Origin of the sequence: Xenorhabdus bharatensis (genome assembly GCF_037996705.1) — a bacterium.
GTDB lineage: Bacteria > Pseudomonadota > Gammaproteobacteria > Enterobacterales > Enterobacteriaceae > Xenorhabdus > Xenorhabdus bharatensis.
Genome location: NZ_JBBMXG010000014.1, coordinates 119,293 through 144,093, shown reverse-complemented (window position 1 = coordinate 144,093; position 24,801 = coordinate 119,293). Strand labels below are relative to the sequence as shown.

Below are 24,801 nucleotides of genomic sequence, written 5' to 3'. Positions count from 1 at the left end.
TGAAATAGTACAATTTTTTGCTGAAGTCCTGAATATCAGGTGGCATTATCTGCCACCTTACAGCCCTAACCTCAACCCGATTGAGCGATTATGGAAGTACGCGAATGAGCAAGTACGAAACAATGTCTATTTCCCGGATACCAAAACGTTCCGTAAAACCCTTCATCATTTTTTTCATGTCACCTTACCCGAAAAAGGACAGGAATTAGCTACCTGGCTGACCGATAATTTCCAGACTTTAATTCCTGCATCTTCAAGTTAATTGCGTATAGAAGCTAAGACACCATGATTTGAAAATAATAGAAATTCAAGATTAATTTATACAGAAAAATTATTGTCTTATGTGCATCGTAATGTGTGTATTCTATTTTTATAAATTAGTAATAATAGTTTTGTATATTTAATAACCATTTATGCGTAGCCCTCTAGCCTGTCGACAGGTTAAGGCTGTTCACCCTCACCCTACATGATAATAAACTGATAACGGATAGACATAGTGGCAACTGTGTTGACAATTACCAAACTTCCTTATTACCCCACTAACGATCATTACTCTATATATGGAGTACCTTTTTCCTCAAGAGACTGGTGGTCATATTTTCGATAATTAAATTTTGTTTTTTTATGGTGGCATTAATTTTAGTTATACACCACTGTAGGAAGTAGTGACATGTTAAAACGGATGATTATTCAAAGAGCGATCAATAAATAAGCGGTTTATTTTAACATCAAAGTATCATCAAAAATAATGCATCAATGCTAAGTGATAATTTTTATTAATGATTTTATAGAGGAGAAAGGTTAATTAACACTCTGATTTAAAAAAATTATATGTTTTTTGCATTAATTTGATTTTTAATTAATCATATGAGATAAATTTTATTGTTAAGATATTTAAATGAAAGTTAAATGATGTTACTATAAAAATAGAAATTTTAACTTTATTTATTATTTTCTTAACCGAGTGTAAAAGGCAATCATAAATGGATAACAATAAACTATATAATTTATCAATGGAACTATTGAAGAATAAAAATAAATCTGTTGAATTTTCAATGAACAAAAATGAATTACATGATAATGATTATTTTGTCAGCAATATAGAGATAGATGAATTTTTGCCTGAAACTCCAACAGAGACAGGATATATTGAAGAGAAGGAAATAAAAAAATCAATTCTTTCTTTAATTAAATTTAATATTGAGCTGGGATTGTATCCTGTTGTTTATCAGGGGGAAAATGATGGAAGATTAATAAGGAATGTTGCTCCCAAAAAAAGTGCAAAAAATCAAGTTAGTTCTCATGGCTATTTTCATGATTTTTTTCCACATGTAGACAATCCTGATTTAATGATAAATGGTGATTCATTAAAAAATACTCCATGTCCAGATACATTGTCATTATTGTGTCTGAAAAAAGAAGATAATGTTTTTACAAGTATCATAAGACTTGACGACGTTCTAACAGATTTATCTCAAAAGGATATAAATTTGTTAAAAGAACATAATTATATAGTAAAAAGACCTGATTCATTTGAAGGCAGCTCGCAGATGGTAGAAAACTTACCATTAATAAATGAATATAATGGTAAGTATTATTCTAGATTTGATTACCACAATGTTCTCTCAGAAAAAAAAGAAAATAATGATGCATTGGAAAAATTGAGAAAGTCTTCAATGGACAAAAATAAATGGATTGAGTTATCATTAAATCCGGGGCAAGTTGTTATATTTAACAATCAAAGAACGCTTCATACTAGAAATGCGTTTCAGCCTCGTTTTGATGGCAATGATAGATGGTTATTAAGGTTGTTTGCTCTTTATCAAAAACCAGAGGAATCATATCTGTTAAGTCAAGAATGCAATCATCACTTAAAAGTAACAGGATGATAAATGTTTATTGAAAATAGTTTAATTTCTGAGTATTTATATATAGGAATATTTGTTTTAGTACTTGCTTCGTTTGTGGCTGGTTATATCGATTCTATTGCTGGTGGTGCTGGTTTAATATTAATTCCATCATTTATGTTGGTGGGACTGCCTCCTCATCTTGCCTTAGGACAAGAGAAATTAGTTAGTACTATTGGTACTATAGCTGCCATTAAAAACTTTCTAAAAAACAAGTCTATTATATGGGGTATAATTCCTGCTGGAATAATATCGTCTCTTTTGGGGGCATATATAGGTGCTAGGGCAGTAATTTATTTACCTAGCCAAATTATTACCTATGTAATAATAGGGATGCTTCCATTTGGTTTGTTAGCTGCATTTTTTAAAGGGAAATTATCTTCAAAAGACGAAATTAAATTTCAAGTAAAAAAATCTGTATTTGTGGTCTTTTTAACTTGCTTCGTTGTGGGTTTTTATGATGGTTTTTTTGGGCCAGGAACTGGTAGTATCTTTATTATATGTTTATGTTTAATTAATAATTTGGACTTATTAAAGGCATCTGCAACATCAAAAATTTTTAATTTTTCTTCAAATATAGGTGCATTTGTCGCTTTTGCTGTGTCTGGGAATATGGCATTTATTATAGGTATTCCAATGATACTTGCTAGTCTATTAGGGAATCATATTGGTAGCATACATGCAATAAAAACAAATGGTGAAATAGTTAAAAAAATACTAATATTAACCGTAATTATTATGATGGTAACATTGGTTTTAACAGGATTGAAGTAATAATTAAAGAGGCTTATGCCTCTTTAATTACTTTATTTTCTTATTCTCTATATATATTAAGACCTGCAAAGCTTTGACATACTGGCATCATTTCTATTTCATTTATATTAACATGAGCTGGTAAATTACTTACCCAAAAAACACTTTCCGCAATATCTTCTGGAGTTAGAGCATCTGCATCCTTGTATGTATTTATTACTTTGCTGTTATTGCCTTTAAATCTAACAAGAGAAAATTCCGTTCCTTTTACCAATCCTGGTTCTATATTAGTTACTCTTATTTTCTTTCCAAATAAATCAGCTCTCAAACCCCTACTAAACTGCTTGACAAATGCTTTAGTGGCTCCATATACGTTTCCTCCTAAGTATGGCCAGTTTGCTGCGGTTGATCCTATGTTAATTATATGTCCAGAGTTTTTATTGACCATAATAGGTAAAATTGAATGTGTTATGTTTACTAAGCCTTTAACATTCGTGTCTATCATTCTATTCCAATCATTAATATCCGATAGATTAGCTTCTTCCAATCCGAGGGCAAGCCCAGCATTATTTACCAGAATATCAACATTTTTAAAATCTTCAGGAATTTCATTTAATATGTTAATAATGCTTTCTTTTTCTGTTAGGTCTAGTTGAATTGGGTGAAAATCAGATTGAAATTCATTTTTAATTTCGAGTAATTTTTCAACCCTGCGACCAATGCCAATTACTTTATGCCCATTGGATAGGAATTTTTTGGATATAACTTCACCAAAACCGGAAGTAGCACCGGTAACCATAACTATCATATTAACTCCTCTGAGAAATTTTCCAATTAATTAACATATTATTAATTCCTTGATAATACATTATGATGGATATATTTAACTAATTCCTAATGAAGTATCTTACATCAAGATAATCTGAGATTACAAATATAAAAAATGATGTGAGTGAAATTGGATGTAAATGGGAGATTATTAGTGTTGTTTTTTAATCATCTTAGTTTTAACTTTTTTAATTAAGTAAAAATATGTGAAGAAATAAAAAATAATATAATAAGAATTATAAGATCGGGCGAGAGAAAACAAGAATTAATCAACCTTACTAAAAAAATAAGTTTCATAAAGTAGAAAATACATTATCATAGAAAATAGTGTTTTTGTCGTCTCTCGCCCTTATCTCAGGTTATTTAAAATAAATTGCTAACCACGGCGATGGTTTCAATGCGATTTTATTTTCCCTAAGTGTCATTGATTTTATCACATGTAACAGTCATTTACATTAATAAGTTCAATATTATTATTTTTTTCACTAAAGTTTTTATTAAAAAATAAATTTGTTTATTTATTGTTAATTGTGTTTATTTTTTTGAGGTTTATTGTTATTTTTTGGGGTTTTTTATATTGATGTTTTTTGTTAATTTTAATTGCAGTGGATTAATTATTTAATTGATTTTAATTGGATTTAATCGAGTGTTTAAAATTTAAGTATTGGTAAAATCAAGCTGCGCCTATAAATAAGCTTTCAAAATAGTAGATCACTTGGAGGGAACTCAGTCCAATTTTTGCGATCTGATTAATCGCCAAATCAAAAAAATCCCAAAATGGACTGAGTGATGCGGATCATAGCACCAATTCCCCGAAGTGAACGACGTCAGATGAAAAAATTTATTCATAAAACCCGGGATAAAGATTATGCTCGCCGACTCATGGCACTCTTAATGTTACATGAAGGTCAGACCGTTTCTCATATCGCCAGAACCCTTCATTGCTCACGTTCTTCCGTCCATCGTTGGATAAATTGGTTAACATTATATGGGCTGGAAGGGTTAAAAAGCTTACCAAGAGGAAGGCCTGCCCGATGGAATTTAGCCCCGATTTTTAGCTTTCTGTCATTCTTATTATCACACTCCCCGCAAGATTTTGGCTGTTTGCGTTCACGTTGGAGTATTGAACTTATCACTCAGATAATCAATGAATTATTAGGTTTATTACTGTCAAAAAGTACCCTGTATCGTTACTTTTGTCAGGTGGGTATTATCTGGCGAAGAGCGGTTCCTACCGTCAAAAGTTTGATCCTGAATATGACGAAAAAATGGCAAAAATCACCGAAGCCTTAGCCAACGTATCAGAGCAACATCCTGTTTTTTATGAAGATGAAGTTGATATCGATCTGAATCCTAAAATCGGGGCAGACTGGTGTCTAAAAGGACAACAAAAACGCGTGATGACACCGGGGAAAAATCAAAAGCACTACCTTGCAGGCTGCCTTGAGGTACGAACAGGTCAAGTGACCAATGTCTGTGGTATAAAGAAAAACTCTGATCTATTTATCAATATGTTAGATAAAATTAATCGTCAGTATCGCCAAGCCAAAAGTATCACGTTAATTTTAGATAATTATGGTATTCACAAAAGCCAGAAAGTCAGGGAATGGCTAAAACAAAATCCTCAATTTAACCTGTTATTTTTACCGGTCTATTCGCCATGGCTAAATAAGATTGAACGCTTGTGGCAATCTTTGCATGAAACCGTCACACGGAATCATTGCTGTCAGTATATGTGGCAACTCTTAGTGTGCGTTGAAGAATTTATGACCGCCTTTTCATCAGGGCAACAGCCGGGAGTGAGAAAAATGAGTGTATCGTTATTATGAAAGCTTATTTATTAGCTATAGGTTGGTATGTATTTATTATATTGATATTTATTACATAATGCATGGTATATACTTCGTATTAAATTAATAGGAAAGTGAATGACGATGGATATAAAACGATTTTTTTTGCTTTGTATTTCATCGCTAGTAGATAAACTGCCTAGTGGTATAATCCATTCTGTTAAGAACACTTTGATCTAATGGAGTAGAAAATTTTCGGTCATGCTCCCAATAGTTAGATCTGTTATGAAAGATAGTATTCACGCTCAATGAACGTACCGACCACTTTGTCATGCATCTCTTCGGATTTGGAATAACCTATTGTCTTTCTATTCAGCCTCTTTATCCGGATACGAAGCGTAAGATTCGTTCTCTCGATACGTAGGGTAAATTTCTTTCCCGTGAAGTGTTTTTTCTTAGGTAGTGTCGTCATGAATAATTTTGTGCAATAATGATGTCCCATTATTCCATTACAAAAGTCGATTAATCATGAGTACACCCGCACACCGCCGCCACGATATTTCAGATCGCGCTTGGGATCTACTTGAACCTCATTTGCCGGGACGTAAAGGTGCTTGGGGGCGTGTCGCTGAAGATAATCGGCGTTTTATCAATGGGGTATTTTGGATTTTACGGACAGGCGCACCTTGGCGAGATTTGCATACTGATTATGGTGATTGGAAAAATACCCACCGCCGTTTTTGCCGTTGGAGAGATAAAGGAATATGGGAAAAGCTGCTTGAACACTTGGTGAATGACCCCGATTTCGAGTGGTTACTGATTGATGCCAATCAGTGTGGTGGTATTCATGATGGTAGCCTCTAATCAAAGATAATCACCCTGCTAATATACTGCCGTTAGAGTGAGGGGAACCATCTCATTAACCGTCACTAAATTTCTCCTGTTCATGAGTCATTAATTAGTGACGGCTTAGATAAAACTCCGATTAATTAGGAGTTAACATTCGCAACGGATTCAATAAAGATATATCCCGGATACGTGATTCACTAAGACCAGCTGTTTTAAACCAACACTGGCTATCACTCAACCACTGTTCAATATCTGGTTGTGATGGCTGACCAAGATCAGAACTATAAACTACATTATTTACTTCTGATAATACCTCAAAAAAATCGTCAATTGTCTGATAACCGAGATAAACTGTCAGCGCTGTCTGTTCTACATAGAGCCATTCATAAACACCCAACTCTTTAATATCTTTAAACTTTAAACCCGTCATCGGACTAGCTGGTTGGTTAAGCATAAACTTACAACCACCTTTGGCAATAATCACATCAATAAGTTGCATAATTTCATAACCAGAAGCATGACCCGATGACAAAACAACATTATGCTGCTGTGCAAAGTCAATTAATTCATGAAGTTCTTTACGTACGCGTCCGTTGTTATCGACAATAGATAAATATTGTTGGGCAAAAGTTTGTGCTGTAGCATTTGACCAAGCACGTTTCATTACACTTTTATGACCTGTTGGAACAATAGTTGGTAAATGAACTAATAATCTAGGCGCTTCATAAAACTGATACTGACTCAGTGCCTGGATTACTGGATTGAGCGCCAACCCCCCAGCTACCGCATTCAAAACAACTGAACCAAAAACTGGAAGTCCTTCCTCTTGAGCCAATGAGGATAAAGCAGCAACACTCCCCAAATGGTTTTTAAGTACAACGCCGCCATTATGGCGCGCATATTCTCTTCCAGTTTCCAGCACATTATACCGCCGAATGTAACTATCAGGCCGTGCATGATAATGAACATCCAAAAAATGAAGTTTTTTCGCCCAGTATTCTATGAACTTTTTATTCATAATGCAGGCTTCCAAGGCACAGCATATCCCAATTTTTCACGAGCAGAGACCAAATCCTCCCCATTAATTATTGCCTCAATTATGGCTTGCTCAGTTTTATCAACATTTTCAGCACGTTCTATAACTGTCAATAAATGTTGCTGTGGAATGACTAACGCACCATTATCATCAGCAAAAATCCAGTCTCCAGGAGATATCATTACTTCTCCAATGTTCAGAGTACATTGTATTTCTACAACTTGAGCCCGATTTTTTCCAGATACCATGTAAACCCCAGTCGTAAATAAAGGATATGCCAGTCTGCGTACCTCAGATAAATCTCTAGCTGAACCATAAATTACAGAACCAGCGATTCCTTTTTGTATAGCCTTAAACGTCAGGATATTCCCCCAACTGGTACAATCTGTACGTCCTTGATTATCAACTACTACTACGTATCCAGAAGGTACTTCATCAATATAGTTTCCAGCATTAAGAAACCTACCTTGCTCTGGAATAATAGGTTCATAGCGTACGGTAAACGCAGGCCCAGCCATTTTAATTCCAGAGTTACGTGGCACAATTCCAGCCAACCCTGTGGGAATATATAAACTATCCATTGCATCCGATATAGCTGCACTGTCCAGCGCCATTAAACGTTCTTTGATTCGCTCAAATTGTGTAGTTTTCATTAGATTTCATCCTTGGATGTCCGGGCACACATGACACTCCATGCCGCATATTCGGCTATGACTTGTCTGAGTAGTAATTTATTACACGGAAAACTTATAGAGTGCTCACATCCATCATTATCTATGGTTGTTAAAGTCATTTTTCCTAATATTTCTCCATCAAGCAAAAATGTCTGTATAGAAGGAGAGGCCGTAACACTCACTGAAAGGGGCTTTTGAGTATAATTCACTGGGTACTCAATACGTAAATACTCCTGTAATTCAGCATCATCTGTACACCAATCAATACAATATTCTTCCTTGAGTTTTTCCATCGCTGTTGTTTGGCAGTTGCTAACCAATTTTCCATCAAACATAAAACCAAAGTCAGTTAATTTCTGCTCAGAAAGAGGAAGGTCTGCAGGAGTAGTGACTTGTACTATTACATAAGGGGCTTTCCACAGATAATTGATATCGCATTCAACATCGTCGAAAAATGAATTCACCAACATACCTACCTTGCTTTCACTAATACCGATCAATGTCCATTGGTAGTTTAACTCCCTTGCTCCAACCGCCGGTGAAATCGAGTATTCTTCTGACAACATTAGCTGCATCTGAGAAGGTGGGCCAGGTAGCACGACTATTTTGCTCCCATCCACATTAAGACTAAAACCAGGGGCTGTTCCCGCAACATTGAGGATAATATTTGCACTGGTTGGAAACATTGCCTGAACTTGATCCGAAGAGTCACAATATACACCTAACTTTTTTAACTGTTGCTGTATTCCCACCCAGATATTGTCCCGCATTTCTAAAGTCTGTCCTGCTACTCTAGCTATAGCCTCACGGGTTTTATCATCTGGCGTAGGACCAAGTCCACCACATACAACAATAAGCGCATCTTGCCCCAATCTACGAATTACTGATGTAGCAATTTGGTGTATATCGTCTGCACAAACCTGATGCTGTTTTATCTTATACCCCTGTTTTAGGAGATAATTACTAATATGCTGAAGATTTGTATTTAAATATTGACCACTCAGGAGTTCATTACCAATTGTAATAATCGACGCAAAATTGTTGGTATATTCTTTCCTCAGAGTATGAATAATAGCCTGTGCCATTTGCTGGGTTGTTGCATTTCCTCCCAGATCATAAGTTACGGTTCGCCCTTCACGTATTACACTGTCTACCGCTTGATTAATTTTTATGGCTGCATCAGAGAAGCCAATATGTTCTAATAGCAGTGCTATTGTGTAAAACATTGCTGCCGGATTGGCTTTATTTTTACCGGCCATATTAGGTGCACTACCATGAACTGGTTCAAAGTAAGCAATATCGCTACCTATATTAGCGCTAGGTGCTAAACCAAGTCCGCCCATAACTCCTGCAGCCAAATCCGACAGAATATCCCCGAACATATTTTCAGCAACAATGATGCCAAATTCATGTGGCTTTTTTACTAGCCACAGCGCTACTGCATCTACATTGTGAATATCTGCTTTTATTTCTGGGTAGTTTGCTGCAATAGTATCAAAAATAACTTTTGCAAAATGCCCACTTTCCCTCATAACATTTGGTTTATCAGCAAAAGTTACACGTGTGTAATTATTTTCCTTCGCATACTCAAAAGCAGTAGTAAACAACCGCTCCAAACCAAAGCGTGTTTGCAAGCGGACTGACCATCCCACTTCTTCAGGGCCATATTTGTCTATATTAGGGTGAGTTAACCAATCTGCTATAGTAGTGGGAATTCCTTTAAAATCGAATCCCGCATATAATCCTTCTGTATTCTCTCTAATAACACAACATCGAAAAGGTTTACGTTCCCCTTCGATATAACGTACTGGTCGAATATTTGCGTATAACCCCAAACGTTGACGTAATTGGATCACGGGTGATACATAATTTCCTGCTTTTTCGCGAAGATATAATGGAAGTGCCTGTAGAGCCTCTTCTTTGCCTTTACTAGTAATGGCCCCAAGCAATACAGCATCAACTGAAGATATTTGTTCCCAAGTACTTTCAGGTACAGGATTACCTTCTCTTTCCCAACAAGTCCAACCAATATTGCCTATTGTTAATGTAACAGGAAGCTCTAAGGCTTTGAATACAGGTAGAGCAGCATCACATACTTCTTGACCAATACCATCTCCTGGTAAAACAAGAATTTTTTTATTCATAATATTCTGAGCCAATCTTTAATCATATTGTTAACAAATTTCGGTTTATCATCCCAAGGCCTCATTCCTGCTCCGTCTACAACAACAAAACAATGCATGGGATTAGCACTCAGCACTTGATTACACACAGTGGCTAGTTGTGAACATTCACCCACTATACTCAAGAATTTTCCCTTGTAATTGCATAATGTTGCTCTAGCATCCAATTGTAGCAGTAATGAGAACCCTACTATTAAACGTCTCTGAGCAATTTCTCTTAAATGATTTGGTATATCGGACATAGGGGGAAGTGGAGTTCCACCTTTAGGAATAACAAAGTCATGCAATACTGAGATTGCTTCATTCAGCTGATTTTCATTCAATAATGTTATCAATTGTCCTAATCTATTACTAAGTAATATATCTGCATACCCAGGACCACTCACTGAAATTACGCCTGTTAACTCATTTAAACGCGGTGCAAGTAACTGTACCAAAGTACCAGCCATCGCAAAGCCAATAAGTAGATAAGGTTTGGAAAAACGCTGAACTAATTCATGTTCAATAATATCAATAGCATCATCAGGATCAATAAAATTGAGTTTAACAGGGTTAATTAGGGATAATGTATCAATAATAGATACCTTATATCCCATATTCTCTAACAATGAAGTTAAGGATGAACAAAAATTCCCATGATCCCAAAGTGGCATTATTGGAGAAAGAATTACTGCTTCGAGGCTGAAATATCTGGTTTTATTATACGGTGTCACACCGTTGCTCCACGCAAAGATTTAATAAACTGAAATGCATAATTAATTCCATTATGTAATTCTTCTTCAAGAGCTGTTTTATTTTCCACGCTCAAATTATATATTCCCATCATTACATCAATAATATCGCGTTTAGATGCAGTAAAACAATGATGAGATTGCAGTTCATTCCATTGTTCAAATACGTATTCAAGGTTATATTTCTGAATCCCCTGACTCAGATTGAGAAATGAAAGCCAGCTTTCTAAATTGAGATTTCCAGCCCCTTTCCCCATTCCAGATAAAGAGCTATCAATAAAGTTGGCTCCGGCTTTCATAGCTTCAATACTATTCGATGTAGCTAGTCCTAAATTATCATGAGGATGGAATCCTAATTGCAATTGAGTAATGGTTTTTATACTATGAAATAATTGTGATACTTGATCTGGGAATAAACTTCCATTTGAATCTGCTAGATAGATGATGTCAGCACCAGCCTGTTCACATAGCCTAATAGTTTCGATAATCTTATTTACAGAAATCTGGCTTACTCGTGTAAAATTAATACTCACTACAATTCCGGCTGCTCGAGCGATTTCGCATAATGCTAAACATGGTTGTGGGTTGTCTATTTTAATACATAATCTAAGCAAACTAACACCATTCGCCTTCATTGCATAAATATCATTAGCATTAATATTATGTGGGTGGGCAATGATTACCAATTTTGCTTCTGGTACTGCCTGATGAATATCACTAATGTAACTATCTGGAGATATACCGGTTATACCAATATTTGAAATAGGTTTAAAAGATCCATTACGATAACCAATTTCGAACCACTCGACACCAGCTTGAGTCAGGGACTTAACATGTTTTTTTGCATATTCTGTTGTAAAATTAAAATTATTTAGGTATCCGCCATCACGTAATGTTACATCTATATTATTAACCATTTTTATTCCTTGTTAGTTATAATTGCTAGTTTTTTATATCCAAATAAATAAATTGCATTACCTACAAGAGCAACAATCGTGATAATCATTGCCACTTTCATAGGCTCATGTTGAGATATATAACCAATAAAAAGTGAAGCTAATCCTGCACTACCTAATTGCAATGTTCCCATCACACCGGAAGTGGTTCCTGCGACTTGAGTATTAGTGGAAATTGCCGATGCTGTACCAAGCGGAAGCAAAAAACCATTACCAAAAGTTAATGTCGAGACTGTCAATATTGAAGTTAATAATGGGCAAGGGCTTAAAAGCATTTGTACTGTAAAAGCAATACTTCCAGTGGTAAAAAATATATAGCCATAATGAATTGTTTTTTCTATACTCCGGCGACCCATTAATTTCTTAGCGGTAATATTACCTAATACATAACTAAAAGACAGCGTGATATAACTGTAACCAATGTATTTTTCTGGTAACCCCATAGTTGTAAGAATAAAAGGTGATTCTATCAGATAAGAAAAATATGCCGTGTAAGCAAAACAAGGTATCGAAGCATAGTAAAGAAATTTTCTATTTATAAAAACATTATAAATATTATTAAATACGCATCCAACATTCAACTTTTGACGCTTTTCTATTGGTAATGATTCTTTCAATACTAATAAACACAATATAATAATGATAGTTATAAATAAAATAAGGAATAAAAAACAAGCTTTCCAGCCATAGTGTTCGTTTAATAATCCACCGATCATTGGTGCCACTGCTGGTGACATTCCCACGAAAGGAAAAATTATCAGATACAAATTAGCTGCCTCTTCTTTACCCATTAAATCATTAATGATGGCGCGACTTAATGTAATACCAGCACAAGCTCCTATTCCTTGAAGTAAACGTAATAGTAATAATTCACTAATATGTGTAGTATACAAGATCCCAATAGTTGATATCAGCCATATAATCATTCCAAAAATTAGAATTTTCTTTCTACCTAAACAATCACTCAAAGGACCATAAATAAGTTGGGAAAAAGCTATGCCAAATAAAAAAATTCCTATAGCACTTTGCACATTAGATTCACTCACATCATAGTAGTCACTCATTTCATTCAATGCAGGGAGAAATATATCTGATGAAATTAATCCCCCCATAGAAAGAAAGGTTATTAAAATGACAAATAACACACCTGAAATTTTACTTATCATAAAAACTCAACCAAACAATAAAAATATCTCGTAATGAATTATTACAAAATTTATATATTATATTAATTTAATAAAAAATTAAACTTGCTCATATAGAGTTAAAATATATATATTCAATATATTATCCTATCCTATTATATTCATGCTTTCTATTTTATGAAAAAAATATATTCACATACACACCTATGAAAATCCATGCCAGTAGTTAGTTATAACTATTTAATGTTAATCGGAAGATAAATATTAAAAAACATTCATAAAATGAATTATATCTAACTTTTAAAGACTAAAGTTACCACCTTAAAAATTTATGATAAAACTATCCCAAATTAGTATATGAAAAACCATTTTCTATATTATCATCTAAAATTTAATTTTATTAATTAATGATTTATGGGCCAAATGTATAAGAACCTTTACTCACCCCAAAAAACAACATGATACAAGTGGAACATGTTATATAATTAAGCCTTCACATTAATAAAAATAGATTAGCCACTACAATGAAAAGTCATTAAGAAATGAAAATCCATCAAGATAAATTACTTCTGACATGAGAGGATATTTTCATAAACCATCCTTGTTGTTAAAATCATCCATAGAAAAACCAAATAAAAATAACATTAAGCCACCTATAGATCAAACAAAAACAAAATCACATCAAATTTAAAAAATAAATAAGTTAATAAAATGCAATTCCCAGAATAAACATCTAAAAAATAATAAAAAATCAATCAGAATTTAACTGGTAATAAAAATAATATCTGTTTTTATTATTTAAAATAGTTAATATTACAAAATTAATATTTTTAAAATTAAAAGTAAATAATATTATCTCAAATGCAATAATAACAAATAATATATAAAAAACAAATAAATCCAACATCACGTATTCAATTCGTCGATTTTCGTTAAATATAATATTCTCGAAAGCTGACTTACCAGCATGAATCATGAAGGCAGGCTGACCTTTCATACTTCAGGGAATCTCTAAAAACTTTCCACAGCTACAAAATTGAGTGAAATATAGACACAGCACATCTCTGCAAGGTAGCGCTGTCATGATACCGCCTGTAGTGACATGATAATTCCGGACACCTCAAAAGCCCGTTAATGTTAATCAAATGACAATAAGGTGTGACAATGAAAGTGAAACTCACCAAACGCCACTATTCAGCTGAATTTAAGCTGGAAGCGGTTCAATAGGTTACTCTCCATCAACAACGGGCTGTCGATGTCGCCCGTTCATTGGGGATCAATACCAGTACGCTGGAAAAATGGGTTCGCCAGTATAACGCTGGTCAGGAAAGTACTGACGCCCGAACAACGCTAGATACAAGCCTTAGTACTACAGTCGTAACTGTTCCATGATCAGATATTCCTCTCGGCGGCGATAATGGCATTGTTGGGCGCGATACTGATGTCGTCGTCGCCAGCCTGACCAAAATAAAATCTGTTCTTTCGTTTCTCCTGCCTTTTCCATCATTTTGACAGCAGCTTACGCAGTTCCGCTACACTCAGGGCTATCAGTCCCGCCGGCGTTTTTTTTCTCCTGTATCCGTAAAACCGCCAGAACCGCATGCGCCAATAATGACAACGTAATATGCCGATACCCACTGTGCCACTGCCGGACTTCGTCATGATCCAGACCGCATTCCCCTTTTGTTTCCTCAAAACCGCTTTCGATTTCCCAGCGATGTCCGGCCACCTGAATTAACGTCTTAAGAACGACCTGCTCTTTAAGAGCATAGACAACATAGTAGGCCCGTTCCTGCTTCTCATCCCGGTTACGCCGGATCAGCAGATAATGGCCATAACGCCGTTCCTCTTCACTCACTTGCAAGCGCCAGAGCGGGATCCGTGCCCAGTCATACCAACGTTCGCCTTTTGTTCCCAGCCCGGCTGACTGTTTTTCCCAGTCGTCAGCGGTCAGACTGGCTGCAATGGTGTCTGCTCGGGTGTAGTGCGGTGTTTGCCACCAGAGGCGCTCATTTTTGGGGATCGCTAAGACAAACGGTTGATGCTGAGATTCCAGCCAGCATCGCAAGCGACGATCCTGTCCATAGACCGCATCAGCGGTGACCCAGCGACAGGGGATATTGGCCTTGAATGCGCGCGCCAGCATGTGCCGGGCGAGTTGGGGTTTCGTCGCAAAACTGACCGAGTCAGGCATGCCGGCGGCGTCACAGCGGGGGCGATCCGCCGTCCACTGTTTAGGCAGATATAAAGCCTGATCAATGAAGGCATGACCGCCGTTGCCGGCGTAACACCGGAAAACCCCTATCTGACTATTTTCAATCCGTCCCGCCGTTCCACTATACTGACGCTGCACGCCGGCAGAATGCGTCCCTTTTTTGATAAAACCGGTTTCATCGATAATGAGGATACCTTGCTCATCCCCCAAATGTGCGGTGACATAATCACGTAAGATATCGCGGACGGCTTCAGCATCCCAATGGGCCCGTTCCAGAAAATCTTGAATGCCATGCGATGAGCGTTCACCCAGCCATTCAGCCAGTTGCCAGCCGTTTTTACGTTCAACATCGCTGAGTAACCCACGAAGATACGCCAGACAACGTTGCTGAGAACTGGCAGAGCAAAATAGTGGGAGCAGACGGGAATGAGCCCGCAGAAGCGCCTATTCCCAGAGATTGACAGGTGAGGCCAAGGGCACCTCCCTTAGGATGAGGAAGAAAGAAGATAGCTATCATGACACAATGTGGGCTACGACTGTAGTATTAGAGCTTGTTCAGAGTCTTTACTAAAACCCATTGAACCCTGATAATTTACGGATGAGAAAAGGCTACCCAAGTGACATCACCCGAGAGCAGTTTGAACGAATACTTCCTTTGTTTGAACAAGCCCGTAAACGAACGGCACCTCGTAAAATCGAACTTTACGAGGTTTTTTGTGCCATCCTCTACTTGCTGAAAAGTGGATGTCAATGGCGCATGCTGCCATCTGATTTTCCCAAATGGCGCACTGTCCATTATTACTATCAGATTTGGAGTGAACCCAGTGAATTCGGTAGTCTTCTGGAGCAGGCTTTAAAAAAATCAGGTACAAAAGGCCAGACAAAAAACAGGCCGTGATGCGCTGAGCACATTTTTAATTGTTGATGCACAAAGTGTGAAGAACAGCGATACAGCCCAGTGTAAAGGTTATGATGCGGGGAAAAAGATCTCGGGAATAAAACGGCACCTTGTGGTAGATAGCCAAGGATTTCCCCATGCAGTGGCCGTGACGACAGCCAATGTGACCGATCGGGAAGGGGCACTGGATGCGTTAGCTGAACATCACCGTCAACTGGCACGAGTCAAATGTCTTATGACCGATGGTGGTTATACGGGAGATGCGTTTGCTCTGGCGGTCAAATTGCTGTGTGGTGTATCTGTTAAAATTGCCAAACACTCTGAATTACAGGCATTTGTTGTGCTCCCCAAACGTTGGGTCGTTGAGCGCTTATTCGGCTGGTTAGAGAAGTACAGACGACTTTGGAAGAACTGCGAACGGAAACTCAATACTAGTTTACAAATGATCAATTTAGCCTTTTTGGTTATCTTATTGAAAAGACTCTGAACAGGCTCTTAGAAAAACAGGGAAAACGCCTAGAAATGGAAAAAGACATCCTAAAGCAGGCGGCCGGTCGACACGGAGCGTCTGCAGTTGCGTATCCGGGTTCGTGAACTAACTCCCAGCTTGCCCTGCAGATGCTGGTGTCCCTTGTAGATGAGTGAACGCCGATACGGTTTATAGTCAAGACCGTCGCCTGCGATACTGGCTGGAGTCTCGGTATCAACCGTTTGTATTAGCGATCCCCAAGCGGACGTGATTGCAACCAGTCTGATGCCCGACGATTGGGAAACCCAGTCTGCGTAGCTAGGGACAAAAGGAGAGCGTTGGTATGACTGGGCACAGGCCCCGCTCTGGCGTTTGCAGATAAGTGAAGAAGAACGGCGTTATAATTATTATCTGCTGGTCCGGAGTAGCCGGGATGAAAAGCAAGAAAGGGCTTACTATGTGGTGTATGCCCGCAGAGATCAGGCTGACCTCAAGATACAGGTTCAGGCGGTTGGATATCGTTGGGAAATTGAGAGCGGTTTTGAGGAAACAAAAGGTGAGTGTGGGCTGGATCACTACGAGGTCCGGCAGTGGCAAAGTTGGTACCGGCATATTACGCTGTCGTTATTGGCCCATGCGGTTCTGGCGGTTTTGCGGATACAGGAGAAAAAAACACCGGAGGGGCTGATAGCCCTGAGCGTATCGGAACTGCGTACACTGCTATCAAAACTGATGAAAAAGACAAGGGAAACCGTCGAACAGATTTTATCTTGGCCAGACTGACGGTGGCGACATCAATACCGCGCACAACAATGTCATTATAGTCGCCGGGATAACCCTCTTATTCCAGAGCCATTACGATTGTAGTACTAACACACAATGGGGCATAAACGTGTTAGACCACATGGCCTGAATGGGTCACCGCGTATTGACAGTCTCTCCCTGACGCCTAAAAATTCCGTCGTGTTCCTGACATTATTTTTTTGTCCCGGGAAATGAATTACCCATTGACCTGAGGATTTCTGTTGATTAGCGTAGTCAGACTTATCCATGATCCGGTCGCTTGTGAGGATCACCTTCGGGCAGCGACAGCAACACTCCCGTAGCCTGCAAGGGAGTACACTACGGTGTGGTACATCTGCGCCCCTTTGGAAGCAGATATCGTCAGTCTGATGGCGATGAAGGTCGCTTAATCTTATCCATGATGGCCAACCGGCCAGTCACCCAACGGGGAACACATTTCCCGTTGGGTCAGGTGTTCTCCGTTGTTTTTATCAGGAGAATACCATGCAACAACATACTCCCCCGGCCACGGTGCACACTGTGCCCCCGGCTGAATTATCCCCTTTTGCTGAAATTTTTCCGCACACCGATTCACTGGAACTGATGTTGCTGGAGCACACGTTCATTAAAGCCGCTGCCGGGCTGTGTGACGATGACCGGTGTGACCGATGGCAGTACCGGAAGGTGTCAGACCACATCGCCTATATCGTGCCGGCCCGGTTGGAGTCTGCTGGGATCAAGGTGAGTACGACGGATTTTAAAGGTGAAGTCTCCGCCGATGCCTTTGGACTGATGGTGACACTGAGCGTATTGGGTTATCTGACTGACCTGATGAAGCTGGACGGATATGCTGAGCGGTTTTGCGCCCTGCGTGAATATGCGCGGCAACATCCTCAGGCTCAGTGTATCCGGGCGGCTCTGGGCTTAAAGGGAGAACGTGATGCCGGATAATGAACTGATGCTGCTGGATAGCCTGGCCCTGTCGGTTGTGTTTCCCGATAAAACCCCGCTGGAACGGTTGTTTCTGGGGTTCCTGCTGGCGAATACGGCCTCACAGTTGTGTGGTGAATATCGTCCTGAGCAATGGCGCAGCCGGAACGTGTCTGATTCCCTGACGTATATGATCCCCACCGCGGCAAAAACCTATTCGGTTTATCTGCCGGAGACGACACTGACGGCCACGCTGTCTGCGGATGCGTTTGGTCTGGCTGTCACCGCGATTGTGTTTGCCCGTATCGCCGAGCTGGATGAGCCGAATGCCGATGCATTCCGGTTCTGCGAACTGCGGGAATACGCGCTGCACCACCCGGAAACCGGGCTGCTGCGTGCGGTACTGGCGATGCAGCCCAAAGAGGACATCATCAGCTCGTCATTTATCCATAACAACCCTCATCACCACTGACGTTATCAGTCGATGAGGCTGTTAACTCTCATTTTTAGCGCCTGACCGGGGAGCCGACAACACCTTCCCGTATTGGGCGGGTGTTGTCTTTTTTTAACGTCAAATCAAGGAACAACACCATGAACGCCATTTTTTTGCCCGTGCCGGAGAATACTGCTCAGGTATTACCGGAAGACATTTTTACCGTGCAGGTCACCGGCCTGATGCAGCATCCTCACCGACCGCAATCGCTGCAAGAGGAAATCCTGACCGTGTGTGAAACTGCCTCCATCACCGAAGCGGTACAACGATTGAAAGTCATCCATTTGCTGGGTGACTGGCCGATACCGGAAATCTCATCGGGTCAGTATCGACGCGCTTTTTTTCCCCTGACCGTGATGATATATGACGCCAAAGATAACAGTGTGCTCGGGGGGCGCTTTTATGACGAGATCGTCTGGGCACAGCCGGTTACACTGACGTCAGAACGTTTGTCACTGGAACGAAAACAACAGCAGTTATGTCAAGCGGCCACCGTTGAGCTGAGCTGGCAGGATCCGCAGGCAGCCCACGTTTTGTGGCAGGAGGCGAATTTGTTGTCACTGCATATGATTTCACCCGATTACCACTCTCATCACGAAGTGCAGGATATTCTCCGGCATAGCGCAACGGTCAGCGTTTGATGGTGTCACCCTGGAAGCCTGACGTTTAACCGTCTGGCAGGTGATTACCGCCGTGCGGCTGAAACGCTATTCTGATCTGAGCCTGAACGATACCGCGTTGTGTGAAACCGAAACGGTAACCGAATTTATCGCCAGTGGCATCCGGCCGTCTGATGCCATCAATGAACGGGTGGATAAATACGATTTAACCTGACTGAACGCGTCGGCAATGATGCCCGATACACCGTATCTGGGCATACATGACGAGCTGACGGTCATTTTTGACAGCGGTTTGGCTGAAATGCTGTTCAGGCAAGCCAAATCGTAACCCTTTTTTCATTACCCATCGGGGGAACTGACTCCCGTAGGGGAACAGTTTCTCCGGTTTTTAAACTTAAAAATCAAAGGAGCTTAATCATGGCAGAATGGGTCACTAATCAACTGGACGTCACCGGCAAATCCGTGTGTCTCGATGTCATGCAGCAATGGGTCTGTGGGGAGGAATTCCCCCGTTACCGTCAGGCGGTATTGCAGAGCCTGCGCCTGTTTCTGGCCGGCTGTGCGGGGATACTGAAACCCACCAAACCCCTCACTTACACGCCGTATCCGGAGCTGATTCGGGGAACGGCAGCGCCGACCGCGCAGAATCTCGCGTTTGAACAGTGGCTGGCGCTGTTGCAGGACAATGTGTTGTTGACCACCGAAAATATGAAGCGGATTGACAGTATCTACCGCCAGTCGGGTTTAAGCCTGCTGCGCTGGGAGACTATACCGGCATCAGCGCGTGACATAATTGCCCGCCTGCTGACCCGTCAGTACACTGACTGGTTCGGCGTGGTGAGCTGGTCAGACAACCTTGATATCGGCGCGTGCTGGGAGAAGCTGGCGGTTTACCCGACGGTCGCCCAGCCCTGCGATATGCTGATGATACGACCGACCCGGCTGGCTCCGGAGATTAACGGTAACAGTGGTTTATTAAAAGGAATGACCACCACAGCGCAGTGCTACGATGAGCTCTATGGGCTGGAGTGGCCGTTCGGTCATCATGTCCGCTGGGAACGGCGCCATGTCAGCAGCTTAACCGTGCGTTTTGACACTCCATGGGTACCGCCGTCGGCGGAACTGATGGGCGGGCTGTCCTCGGTATTTGACTGTGAAATCCGCCACTGGTACAGCGAACCGTCGGGCCAGCTTAAAGGTTACGATTGCTATGACCAGGGCGAGCATGTGGACAGTCATAACGGGCAGGCCGGGCGCGAAAACCGTCCGGCCCTGTATCTGGTTAACGGAGACAAAACCGAACCGGCACTGGCACTACCGGCGATGGCCGTCGGGCAGTAACTTTTTGTTCAACGCAGTATCCACTTATCTTCACATCAACCGAAAGGGGAAACACGTTCCCCTTCCGGGGCGTGTTTTCCTTTTTTTATCAGGAAAACATGCCATGGCTTCTTGTCCGGACTACCAGAAAGACTTTATTTCGTTGTTTAAACAAACCGCCCGTTCCCGTAACCGTTATCGGGTTTTTCAGGATTTTTGCAACTGTGCGATGGCGGCCATTCACAATAAATACTGTTTCAGTGAGGAACTCGAGCAGTTCTATCTGAAAACCATCAACAAATACGAACGGGAAGATATTGACCGGATTGTGGAACTTTTTTCGATGACCGTGCTGGCATTGTCGGAAGCACCCGGTGATTTTCTCGGCAGCGTGTTTATGCAACTGGAGCTGGGCAATAAGGAACTTCAGCAGTTCTTTACGCCCTGGAGTGTGGCCAGAGTCATGGCACAATTGCAATTGCATGAGGTGTCTGACTTGTTGCAGACCCGACCCTTTGTCACCTTCCACGAACCTTGCTGTGGTGCGGCCTGTATGATGCTGGCCGCCGCGGAGGTATTAAGAGAGCAGGGACATGATCCGTTGTCCAGTATGTGGGTGTCTGCGATTGATATTGACCCGCTGGCGGCAGTGATGGCCTATATCCAGCTTTCCCTGACCGGTATTCCGGCAGCGGTCACGATTGGTGATGTGCTGAAGGATCCCGGCAGCCAACGGACACGCTACACACCGGCTCATTATCTGGGCAACTGGTCGCAGCGTTTGCAGGCCTATGAACACGCGGCCTGATTTCTGTTTGCATCTTCTTTGTTTCACTACTGCGCCTTTCGGGGCGCTTTTTTACGTTTAAGGGTAAGTCATACAAACAATTTTCATTTTCGCAAAAAGAGTTTCGCCTTGTTTCAGCGTGGGATTGACCGACACTGGGCTAAATTTGAACCCAAAGAGGAAAAGCCCATGTTGGAACGTTTTAAATCCCATTTTGCCCGCCCGTCTGTGACACCATCAAAATCATCCGGACAACAAGCGGAAACTCTTCGCGACAACCGGGGGTATTTTCAGCTACAGTCAGCGGAAGCGTTGCTGGCAACCTCAGAACGTGGTCAGGCTCTCCGGCAACTGTGGGAAAACAGTGCGCTGCCCGCCGGATTGTATCAGCAGTTTTATCTGGATCCGCTCCGGCAATTATGCGCCCGTGTGCAGCATATTCCTGCCACACCGGAAGGCGTCTGGTCTTATCGTGGTGGGTTTATAGATCTGACCCTGCAATTTACTGCCTGTGCTGTGCGGCTGGCGAAAGGACACATGCTGCCACCCGGCGTGGCACCGGAAACACAGGCCGCACAGAGCTTGTTGTGGCAGGCAGTGGTATTCTGGGCCGCGTTGTTTTATCACCTGCCGCTGTTGCGGCAACTGGAAGGTGAACTGGATGATGGACACCCCTGGCTGCCGGGGTTGTGGGTGCCAGCACGCCGTTTCCGCTTCCGGTTTCATGCCTCACTGTCTGAGCTGCCTGTTTCTCATAAAACGCTGCTGGCTGCCCGTTTGTTACCGGAGGAAGCGGTCACCTGGCTGTCTTTAGTGCCCGGTGCGTGGCAATGTCTGATGTTGCATCTTGATGGGTCTTCTTCTTCTGTTCCGTTGACGGATTTACTGCTTCAGTCAGCAGCTGAGCAGGTGAAATCGCCATTGCTGAAGCCGGTTGAATCTGCTGAAGCGAGGGCGGCTACCGCTCATCCATCGCCTGCTCCGGTTACTCCGCTTGTCACATCGATGACCGTCCCAGCACCTGACACTCGCGATGATACCCGGACATTACTGTCACTGTTTCAGACAGCGGAGTGAACTTTGGGTGGGAAATAATACAAATGATAACAATAACGATTTGAAATTGTTCAAACACCCCGTATCAGCGTCAGAATGCCTTGTTTCAGCAATGTACAAGAGGTCATTATATGAAAAATAAAATAATTCAACGTGTTAATTAATTTTTAGTTTATTAACAGGACGTGGCTGTACCGGGACACAACTTGACACACGAAGGAAACCATCATGTTCAATAATGAGGAAAAAATGGGTTGGGATGAATTACTGGAAGAATACTTTTTCTCGCATATGCTGCGACCGGCTACGGAGTGGAGTTATCGCAAGGTGACCCGGGTTTTTATCGGGTTTATGGGCGATACAGTGTTGCCGGAACAGGTCACTCACCGCGATGTACTGCGGTGGCGACGCCATCTTCTGACCGAGAAAAAACAGTCGAGCTACACCTGGAACAATAAGGTAGCCCACCTGCGGGCGATTTTTAATTTCGTGATGGAAAGAAAACTGCTGCCGCTCACTGAAAACCCGTTTAACGAGGCGGCAGTGAAAAAAGAGAAAAAAACGAAGAAAATCCTGAGTAAATCCCAGATAACCCGCCTCTATCTGCTGATGGGACAGTATGAGGAAGAAGAACGCAGGCAGGTAATTCCCCGGGGAGGCCGCTGTGCGTTGTACCCGACCGGCTATTGGCTGACGGTACTGGATACGTTCCGGTTAACGGGGATGCGCCAGAATCAGCTATTGCACCTGCGGTTGCGGGATATCAATCTGGACAGCAATTATATTATTCTGCGGGTCGAAGGGAGTAAAAACCACAGTGAATGGCGGATACCGATGATCCGGCAGCTTAAACCCCGCTTGGCGAAACTGGTTGAACAGGCAAAAGCCTGCGGGGCGAAAGACGATGATCCGCTGTTTGATTTAAGTCGTCTGGATTTGCACGCTCATGGACGGATGAGCCGTTACCGGTATGATCACGATAAAGAAAGGCAGCATATCCGTTCGTTCTTCAACCGGTTGTCGAAAGAGTGTGGTTTTGCCGTTTCCCCTCACCGTTTTCGTCATACACTGGCCACTGAGCTGATGAAAGCACCGGATCGTAATTTGCAGCTGGTCCGGTGTTTGCTGGGCCATCGTAGTCTGGCAACCACCCTGGAATATATTGATATCGATATGGAGATCGCAGGGAAAACGCTGGAGAATGAACTGGCAATCTATCTGGATATTGCGGTGTAAGGATAACCGGCAGTAAAAAAGACAGGGCAGGTCTCAGACAGGATTGAGGAGGTGGAGGAGTGAGTTACTGCCCTGCATCAATAGGGATGATATGAAAAAAGGGCTATTTGCGATCCCCTGTCCCGTAAAGTCTTTCCCTTACTTGACATCAGAATCAATTACTGAAATCATTACCTTGAACGAAAGAAGAGTGCTTGCAAATGCAGGCACTCTGTATTCTTTAATTTACGGCTTTTTTAAACATTGAACGTACAAACTAAGCGAACAATTGTTTAACATCTTCTTAACAGCCCTAAATTTTAACTTATTTGTTAATTACCTGATAGTATTCAACAAATTAGCTTTAAAATCGTGGTGCCCGGAGGCGGAATCGAACCACCGACACGGGGATTTTCAATCCCCTGCTCTACCGACTGAGCTATCCGGGCTAACGGGGACGCATTAAACAGTATTCACTCCAATCCGTCAACGACTTTTTGCGAAAAAAACATGAAAAATGGTCGTTGGCGGAATTTTTATACTAATCAAGCGCAATTATTCAGCTTTGCCAACTTTTTTTAACTTAAAGCACCCTCTTTTCGGCAATTAGCTATGGTCAGAATATCCTGAGCCAGCAGTTTTGCGGTGACAACATCTTCAATATCTTTTTTCACTAATAGTTTACTGAGGCATCCTTCAAGGATGAGCTCCATCTGTTTGGCAACTTGTTCACTATTCTCAATGCCAATTTGCTGTAATAGCCCATTTGTATATTGAAATGAGCTTTGTTTTTGTAATGCCGCTAATTGATGGATAGGGTGGTCGGTGTCAGGAAAAGCACTACAGGCTGCAATAAACAGGCAACCGGGGCAGCGATTTTCCTGTACTTTTTCTTCGAGAGTGTCGTAACGAGCCAATAGTTTTTGTTCCGGGGACAATGTTTCATCCAGCAGGATATGACGCTGCCAGGCTTCTATTTGCTGGCTATGGAAACGCAGGCAGTCATAAAGCAGGGCTTCGCGGTCCGGCCAGAAATGCGTTATTTGGTCGATATCAATATTCAGGGGAGTCAAAAGTGCCTCCAGTGTTACTGACAGACCCTGTTGCTCAAGTAAATTAAGGACATGACGAAGTACATATTCACGTTGCACTGTTGCTCTCCT

Annotated in this window: 22 protein-coding genes, 1 tRNA gene and 6 pseudogenes; 16 read left to right on the top strand and 13 right to left on the bottom strand. The window is 41.3% G+C overall.

Annotation, left to right across the window (positions count from 1 at the left end; genetic code table 11):
• From AAC855_RS14455 to AAC855_RS14445, 3 genes are all read left to right on the top strand, one after another.
• A partial coding sequence (locus AAC855_RS14455) for a transposase (protein WP_340610506.1) occupies positions 1-262 on the top strand: 262 nt, incomplete at its 5' end.
• A gap of 721 nt (positions 263-983) precedes the next feature.
• Positions 984-1,889 carry a TauD/TfdA family dioxygenase gene (locus tag AAC855_RS14450; RefSeq protein WP_340610505.1) on the top strand — a complete coding sequence of 302 codons (906 nt, stop codon included), beginning with the start codon at positions 984-986 and terminating at the stop codon, positions 1,887-1,889.
• Positions 1,890-1,892: 3 nt separating this feature from the next.
• The gene (locus AAC855_RS14445; RefSeq protein ID WP_340610503.1) at positions 1,893-2,681 is read left to right on the top strand and encodes a sulfite exporter TauE/SafE family protein; all 789 of its coding nucleotides are present in this window, start codon (positions 1,893-1,895) and stop codon (positions 2,679-2,681) included.
• 40 nt (positions 2,682-2,721) lie between these two features.
• Here the strand turns inward: AAC855_RS14445 and AAC855_RS14440 are convergent, their stop codons facing one another.
• A complete protein-coding gene (locus AAC855_RS14440) occupies positions 2,722-3,468 on the bottom strand; it encodes an SDR family NAD(P)-dependent oxidoreductase (protein ID WP_340610501.1) in 747 nt (248 codons plus the stop codon).
• 809 nt (positions 3,469-4,277) lie between these two features.
• Here AAC855_RS14440 and AAC855_RS14435 point away from each other — a divergent pair.
• A pseudogene (locus AAC855_RS14435) lies at positions 4,278-5,317 on the top strand (IS630 family transposase).
• A 244-nt stretch (positions 5,318-5,561) separates the two neighbouring features.
• On the opposite strand, the pseudogene AAC855_RS14430 reads toward AAC855_RS14435, so the two are convergent.
• Positions 5,562-5,744 (bottom strand): annotated as a pseudogene (locus AAC855_RS14430) (IS1 family transposase); the annotation flags it as partial.
• Positions 5,745-5,806: 62 nt separating this feature from the next.
• On the opposite strand from AAC855_RS14430, the pseudogene AAC855_RS14425 reads away from it, so the two are divergent.
• A pseudogene (locus AAC855_RS14425) lies at positions 5,807-6,115 on the top strand (IS5 family transposase); the annotation flags it as partial.
• A gap of 148 nt (positions 6,116-6,263) precedes the next feature.
• Here the strand turns inward: AAC855_RS14425 and AAC855_RS14420 are convergent.
• The 6 genes from AAC855_RS14420 to AAC855_RS14395 are packed head-to-tail and all read right to left on the bottom strand — an operon-like array spanning position 6,264 to position 12,873.
• The gene (locus tag AAC855_RS14420) at positions 6,264-7,145 is read right to left on the bottom strand and encodes a DUF6282 family protein (RefSeq protein ID WP_340610499.1); all 882 of its coding nucleotides are present in this window, start codon (positions 7,143-7,145) and stop codon (positions 6,264-6,266) included.
• On the bottom strand, positions 7,142-7,816 hold the full coding sequence (locus AAC855_RS14415) for an RraA family protein (RefSeq protein ID WP_340610498.1): 675 nt from the start codon (positions 7,814-7,816) through the stop codon (positions 7,142-7,144). Before AAC855_RS14415 ends, AAC855_RS14420 begins: the two co-directional genes overlap by 4 nt.
• Positions 7,816-9,981, bottom strand: coding sequence for an isocitrate/isopropylmalate family dehydrogenase (locus AAC855_RS14410; protein WP_340610497.1), 2,166 nt, complete (start codon positions 9,979-9,981; stop codon positions 7,816-7,818). Before AAC855_RS14410 ends, AAC855_RS14415 begins: the two co-directional genes overlap by 1 nt.
• On the bottom strand, positions 9,978-10,733 hold the full coding sequence (locus AAC855_RS14405) for a hypothetical protein (protein ID WP_340610496.1): 756 nt from the start codon (positions 10,731-10,733) through the stop codon (positions 9,978-9,980). Before AAC855_RS14405 ends, AAC855_RS14410 begins: the two co-directional genes overlap by 4 nt.
• Positions 10,730-11,668: a beta/alpha barrel domain-containing protein gene (locus AAC855_RS14400; protein ID WP_340610495.1), complete on the bottom strand. Its 939-nt coding sequence runs from the start codon at positions 11,666-11,668 to the stop codon at positions 10,730-10,732. The genes AAC855_RS14405 and AAC855_RS14400 overlap by 4 nt, the downstream gene beginning before the upstream one ends.
• Before the next feature lie 2 nt (positions 11,669-11,670).
• Entirely contained in the window at positions 11,671-12,873 is a 1,203-nt protein-coding gene (locus AAC855_RS14395; RefSeq protein WP_340610494.1) for a multidrug effflux MFS transporter, read from the bottom strand.
• A 1,236-nt stretch (positions 12,874-14,109) separates the two neighbouring features.
• On the opposite strand from AAC855_RS14395, the pseudogene AAC855_RS21680 reads away from it, so the two are divergent.
• Positions 14,110-14,244 (top strand): annotated as a pseudogene (locus tag AAC855_RS21680) (transposase); the annotation flags it as partial.
• Here the strand turns inward: AAC855_RS21680 and AAC855_RS14390 are convergent.
• Together AAC855_RS14390 and AAC855_RS14385 are read right to left on the bottom strand one after the other, a co-directional pair.
• Complete coding sequence (locus AAC855_RS14390; RefSeq protein WP_340610493.1) at positions 14,222-14,359, bottom strand: hypothetical protein; 138 nt, start codon at positions 14,357-14,359, stop codon at positions 14,222-14,224. The pseudogene AAC855_RS21680 and the gene AAC855_RS14390 sit on opposite strands and share 23 nt — an antisense overlap.
• A 12-nt stretch (positions 14,360-14,371) precedes the next feature.
• Positions 14,372-15,505, bottom strand: a complete 1,134-nt coding sequence (locus AAC855_RS14385) for an IS701 family transposase (RefSeq protein WP_422824391.1) — start codon at positions 15,503-15,505, stop codon at positions 14,372-14,374.
• A 160-nt stretch (positions 15,506-15,665) separates the two neighbouring features.
• On the opposite strand from AAC855_RS14385, the gene AAC855_RS14380 reads away from it, so the two are divergent.
• From AAC855_RS14380 to AAC855_RS14355, 6 genes and pseudogenes are all read left to right on the top strand, one after another.
• Positions 15,666-16,452, top strand: a protein-coding gene (locus tag AAC855_RS14380; protein ID WP_340610491.1) for an IS5 family transposase whose coding sequence is annotated in 2 segments (ribosomal slippage) — positions 15,666-15,925 and positions 15,924-16,452 — 789 coding nt in all. Because the reading frame shifts where the segments join, the coding sequence is not laid out codon by codon here.
• 130 nt (positions 16,453-16,582) lie between these two features.
• Positions 16,583-17,106 (top strand): annotated as a pseudogene (locus AAC855_RS21675) (IS701 family transposase); the annotation flags it as partial.
• A 615-nt stretch (positions 17,107-17,721) separates the two neighbouring features.
• Positions 17,722-18,168 carry an antirestriction protein gene (locus AAC855_RS14370; RefSeq protein ID WP_340610489.1) on the top strand — a complete coding sequence of 149 codons (447 nt, stop codon included), beginning with the start codon at positions 17,722-17,724 and terminating at the stop codon, positions 18,166-18,168.
• Positions 18,158-18,619 (top strand): antirestriction protein, encoded by a 462-nt coding sequence (locus AAC855_RS14365; RefSeq protein ID WP_099125555.1) that lies wholly within the window; start codon positions 18,158-18,160, stop codon positions 18,617-18,619. Before AAC855_RS14370 ends, AAC855_RS14365 begins: the two co-directional genes overlap by 11 nt.
• A 119-nt stretch (positions 18,620-18,738) precedes the next feature.
• On the top strand, positions 18,739-19,281 hold the full coding sequence (locus AAC855_RS14360; protein ID WP_340610488.1) for a hypothetical protein: 543 nt from the start codon (positions 18,739-18,741) through the stop codon (positions 19,279-19,281).
• 37 nt (positions 19,282-19,318) lie between these two features.
• A pseudogene (locus tag AAC855_RS14355) lies at positions 19,319-19,474 on the top strand (TA system toxin CbtA family protein); the annotation flags it as partial.
• Here AAC855_RS14355 and AAC855_RS14350 read toward each other — a convergent pair.
• Complete coding sequence (locus AAC855_RS14350; protein WP_276511098.1) at positions 19,466-19,600, bottom strand: hypothetical protein; 135 nt, start codon at positions 19,598-19,600, stop codon at positions 19,466-19,468. The pseudogene AAC855_RS14355 and the gene AAC855_RS14350 sit on opposite strands and share 9 nt — an antisense overlap.
• 77 nt (positions 19,601-19,677) lie before the next feature.
• Between AAC855_RS14350 and AAC855_RS14345 the strand changes: the two genes are divergently transcribed.
• From AAC855_RS14345 to AAC855_RS14330, 4 genes are all read left to right on the top strand, one after another.
• Positions 19,678-20,601 (top strand): DUF1281 domain-containing protein, encoded by a 924-nt coding sequence (locus tag AAC855_RS14345; protein WP_340610486.1) that lies wholly within the window; start codon positions 19,678-19,680, stop codon positions 20,599-20,601.
• A gap of 103 nt (positions 20,602-20,704) precedes the next feature.
• Positions 20,705-21,388: an N-6 DNA methylase gene (locus AAC855_RS14340; protein WP_187650627.1), complete on the top strand. Its 684-nt coding sequence runs from the start codon at positions 20,705-20,707 to the stop codon at positions 21,386-21,388.
• A 168-nt stretch (positions 21,389-21,556) separates the two neighbouring features.
• Complete coding sequence (locus AAC855_RS14335; protein ID WP_340610485.1) at positions 21,557-22,444, top strand: TraI domain-containing protein; 888 nt, start codon at positions 21,557-21,559, stop codon at positions 22,442-22,444.
• 207 nt (positions 22,445-22,651) lie between these two features.
• Complete coding sequence (locus AAC855_RS14330; RefSeq protein WP_340610484.1) at positions 22,652-23,659, top strand: tyrosine-type recombinase/integrase; 1,008 nt, start codon at positions 22,652-22,654, stop codon at positions 23,657-23,659.
• Positions 23,660-24,011: 352 nt separating this feature from the next.
• Here AAC855_RS14330 and AAC855_RS14325 read toward each other — a convergent pair.
• Together AAC855_RS14325 and dicD are read right to left on the bottom strand one after the other, a co-directional pair.
• Positions 24,012-24,087, bottom strand: a tRNA-Phe gene (locus AAC855_RS14325).
• Between the two features lie 129 nt (positions 24,088-24,216).
• Positions 24,217-24,789 carry a division control transcriptional repressor DicD gene (gene dicD / locus AAC855_RS14320; protein WP_340610482.1) on the bottom strand — a complete coding sequence of 191 codons (573 nt, stop codon included), beginning with the start codon at positions 24,787-24,789 and terminating at the stop codon, positions 24,217-24,219.
• Positions 24,790-24,801: the final 12 nt, after the last annotated feature.

Coding starts and splice junctions, on each gene's coding strand:
- AAC855_RS14450 (WP_340610505.1), top strand. CDS start 984: ATGGATAACAATAAACTATATAATTTATCAATGGAACTATTGAAGAAT.
- AAC855_RS14445 (WP_340610503.1), top strand. CDS start 1,893: ATGTTTATTGAAAATAGTTTAATTTCTGAGTATTTATATATAGGAATA.
- AAC855_RS14440 (WP_340610501.1), bottom strand. CDS start 3,468: ATGATAGTTATGGTTACCGGTGCTACTTCCGGTTTTGGTGAAGTTATA.
- AAC855_RS14420 (WP_340610499.1), bottom strand. CDS start 7,145: ATGAATAAAAAGTTCATAGAATACTGGGCGAAAAAACTTCATTTTTTG.
- AAC855_RS14415 (WP_340610498.1), bottom strand. CDS start 7,816: ATGAAAACTACACAATTTGAGCGAATCAAAGAACGTTTAATGGCGCTG.
- AAC855_RS14410 (WP_340610497.1), bottom strand. CDS start 9,981: ATGAATAAAAAAATTCTTGTTTTACCAGGAGATGGTATTGGTCAAGAA.
- AAC855_RS14400 (WP_340610495.1), bottom strand. CDS start 11,668: ATGGTTAATAATATAGATGTAACATTACGTGATGGCGGATACCTAAAT.
- AAC855_RS14395 (WP_340610494.1), bottom strand. CDS start 12,873: ATGATAAGTAAAATTTCAGGTGTGTTATTTGTCATTTTAATAACCTTT.
- AAC855_RS14390 (WP_340610493.1), bottom strand. CDS start 14,359: ATGATGGAAAAGGCAGGAGAAACGAAAGAACAGATTTTATTTTGGTCA.
- AAC855_RS14370 (WP_340610489.1), top strand. CDS start 17,722: ATGCAACAACATACTCCCCCGGCCACGGTGCACACTGTGCCCCCGGCT.
- AAC855_RS14365 (WP_099125555.1), top strand. CDS start 18,158: ATGCCGGATAATGAACTGATGCTGCTGGATAGCCTGGCCCTGTCGGTT.
- AAC855_RS14360 (WP_340610488.1), top strand. CDS start 18,739: ATGAACGCCATTTTTTTGCCCGTGCCGGAGAATACTGCTCAGGTATTA.
- AAC855_RS14350 (WP_276511098.1), bottom strand. CDS start 19,600: ATGAAAAAAGGGTTACGATTTGGCTTGCCTGAACAGCATTTCAGCCAA.
- AAC855_RS14345 (WP_340610486.1), top strand. CDS start 19,678: ATGGCAGAATGGGTCACTAATCAACTGGACGTCACCGGCAAATCCGTG.
- AAC855_RS14340 (WP_187650627.1), top strand. CDS start 20,705: ATGGCTTCTTGTCCGGACTACCAGAAAGACTTTATTTCGTTGTTTAAA.
- AAC855_RS14335 (WP_340610485.1), top strand. CDS start 21,557: ATGTTGGAACGTTTTAAATCCCATTTTGCCCGCCCGTCTGTGACACCA.
- AAC855_RS14330 (WP_340610484.1), top strand. CDS start 22,652: ATGTTCAATAATGAGGAAAAAATGGGTTGGGATGAATTACTGGAAGAA.